Raw genomic sequence first — 2,696 nt, 5'->3', positions numbered from 1 at the left:
GATGAAGCGGATACGGTTTACGGAAGAGCAGATTATCGGGGTGCTGAAGGAGGCTGAGGCAGGCGCGAAGACTGCCGATCTGGCCCGCAAGCACGGTGTGTCGGAAGCGACGCTTTACAACTGGAAGGCCAAGTACGGCGGTCTGGAAGTGTCCGAGGCCAAGCGTCTTCGAGCGCTGGAGGATGAGAACGGACGCCTCAAGCGGCTTCTGGCCGACGCGATGCTGGACAACGCAGGCCTGAAGGACCTGCTTTCAAAAAAATGGTAACGCCTGCCGCCAAGCGGGAAGCGGTCGCGCATCTTCAGGCCCTGCTTGATGTCAGCGAGCGGCGGGCGTGCAGGGTCATCGCGGCGGATCGTACGAGCGTGCGCTATCGATCCCGGCGCGGCGCTGATGGCGACCTGCGCGAGAAGTTGTGCGCCTTGGCGCAGGAACGACGACGGTTCGGCTACCGCCGCCTGCACATCCTGCTGCGGCGCGACGGGGTCTTGATCAACCGCAAGAAGACCCAACGGTTGTATCGGGAAGAAGGCTTGACGGTTCGCCGCCGCAAAGGGCGCAACCGCGCGGTTGGCACCCGCACACGTCCACCTGTGCTGGCCTTGCCGAACCAATGCTGGAGCCTCGACTTCGTGCATGACCAGCTTGCCACCGGGCGCCGGTTCCGCGTGCTCAATATCGTCGATGACGTGACCCGCGAGTGCCTGGCTGCGGTGCCGGATACGTCGATCTCGGGCAAGCGGGTCGTTCGCGAACTGACCGATCTCATCGCCAAGCGCGGCAAGCCTGGCATGATCGTCAGCGATAATGGCACCGAACTGACTTCCAACGCAGTATTGGCGTGGTGCGGCGAGGCCCACATCGAATGGCATTACACCGCGCCCGGGAAGCCGACCCAGAACGCGTTCGTCGAGAGCTTCAATGGCCGGATGCGCGACGAACTTCTCAACGAGACACTGTTCATGAGCATGGGGCACGCCCGCGAAAAGATGACCGCATGGGCCGACGATTACAACACCGGCAGGCCACACTCCTCGCTCGGATACGCCACCCCGGCGGCGTTCGCCGCCCAATTGAATAAGCAATGGCCTGCTTCGCTACGCCCTACGGGCTCCGCTGCACAGGCCATTGCTTACCCGGCGCTCGTGCGCGACAACGATGCCGAGGCTCTAATCGCGACCGGATGAAGGTTGGGGGTCACGTCATACGTCTGTCGGATCCCGGTTTGCCGCCGAATTTCCGGCGTCCGGACAGCTTCGGCGGTGAACCCGGCTGACTGAGCGTCGGCAGAGTGCAAATATGGTCGACTGTCATGGACAGAGGCACCGGGAGCACGAAAGTGCGGGCGGGCCGATGCGCACAATGAGCGGCAGGCCCGCGATCGACACGTTCAGGTCGCCCATTCGGTGAAGTCCGAAAACCCCATGAGGCCCGGTTCGCGAACCTGACTGAAGATCACCACCCGCATTCCAAGCGGCGCCTGCAGCAACGGCACATCTCGCTGTCGAAAATATCCGCCAGCGGATCACCGTGCTAATCAGATTGGCAGTTCCAACAGCCCCTCGACATTTCCAGCCTGATTTGTTGGGGTCGACCCCCGGACGGCATCAAAGTGTGCCAAAATGGGGTCGTTGTAGATCTCGAGCGAGGAGGCCGTCCATGGAACAGATTCATTCCACCTGACAGGAGGCAGCGATGCGGCAGACAGGATTGTTTGGATTGTCGGACCATCTGAAGCGGTTGTCGGCGCACGGCGATCCGCTGGAGGAACCCCGGCCGGATCATCGACTTCGAGGCATTTCCCCCGGTTCTGGCTTCTGGCTGCGGCACTGGCCTATGGCGACGGGGCCAGGGGCGGCCGTCCGCCCTATGACCCTGTGGTGACGCTCAAGGTGCTGGTGCTGGCTGCGCTTCCTGAGCGTCGATCTTGGCGCACCAACGCACGATGCCAATACGATCCGGCTGTTTCGCGAGAAGCTGACCGAGGCCGATGCGCTCGACGCGGTGTTCACCGACTTCGACCGACAGCTCAAGGAACGTGGTGACCTCGCCATGGACTGGATGGTGACCGATATTTGTGCAGAGTGAGATCGCCCCCACATAGTCATGAGGTTACCCATGCTTAATAATACACACTGCAGCCATTAGACAGCATTCGCACAGATCTTGGGGCAATATTTGTGCCAATGGAGCTCAGTCGCTCGAAATGGTTGATGACTTCGGTATAGTCGGCGAACGGCGAGAAGATGTCGAGGCATTGCCTTGCGGCCGGAACTTTGGCCGAACTGTTCGCCCTGTTTTGCAAGCTACGCAAACGAAGCGAACGCAAGGCGGGACAGGTCTACCCCATCATCACGCTTCAGGAATCGGATATTGGAAGTACCCAGATCGTTTCCTATCCAACGGCGTCTCGACTCAAGTTTCTGCAATGAGGAAGAGCGCGTGCGCTTGGGAGACGAGACGATCATCCCCTTGGCGCGCTGTTGCCAGAATGCGCAGCGTTCTGCGCCCATTACGGACGATGAACGCGTCGATACGCAGGGATTTGGTCCCGATGGCAGCGCGACTGTACTCGATGGATAGGTTGATAAGTTCCACGCCTGCGCCACGTTCTAATCTTGCCAGATCGCAGGCCGCCGTTTGTAATGCCGCTCCAACTATGCCTCCGTGGAAGGCGGGCACCGCGCGAGCGCCG

General features: G+C 60.9%; 3 protein-coding genes. 1 reads left to right on the top strand and 2 read right to left on the bottom strand.

Annotation, left to right across the window (positions count from 1 at the left end; genetic code table 11):
• Position 1: 1 nt before the first annotated feature.
• Positions 2-1,188, top strand: a protein-coding gene (locus tag EBBID32_RS21355) for an IS3 family transposase (RefSeq protein WP_440590974.1) whose coding sequence is annotated in 2 segments (ribosomal slippage) — positions 2-263 and positions 263-1,188 — 1,188 coding nt in all. Because the reading frame shifts where the segments join, the coding sequence is not laid out codon by codon here.
• A 700-nt stretch (positions 1,189-1,888) separates the two neighbouring features.
• Here EBBID32_RS21355 and EBBID32_RS21350 read toward each other — a convergent pair.
• The gene (locus EBBID32_RS21350; protein WP_006966969.1) at positions 1,889-2,101 is read right to left on the bottom strand and encodes a hypothetical protein; all 213 of its coding nucleotides are present in this window, start codon (positions 2,099-2,101) and stop codon (positions 1,889-1,891) included.
• A 315-nt stretch (positions 2,102-2,416) separates the two neighbouring features.
• Positions 2,417-2,696, bottom strand: a 280-nt coding sequence (locus tag EBBID32_RS21345; RefSeq protein WP_037492396.1) for an acyl-CoA thioesterase domain-containing protein, incomplete at its 5' end; no start/stop codon positions are given.

This window comes from Sphingobium indicum BiD32 (assembly GCF_000382885.1).
GTDB classification, from domain to species: Bacteria; Pseudomonadota; Alphaproteobacteria; order Sphingomonadales; family Sphingomonadaceae; genus Sphingobium; species Sphingobium japonicum_C.
This window is presented reverse-complemented; position numbering and strand designations above follow the sequence as displayed.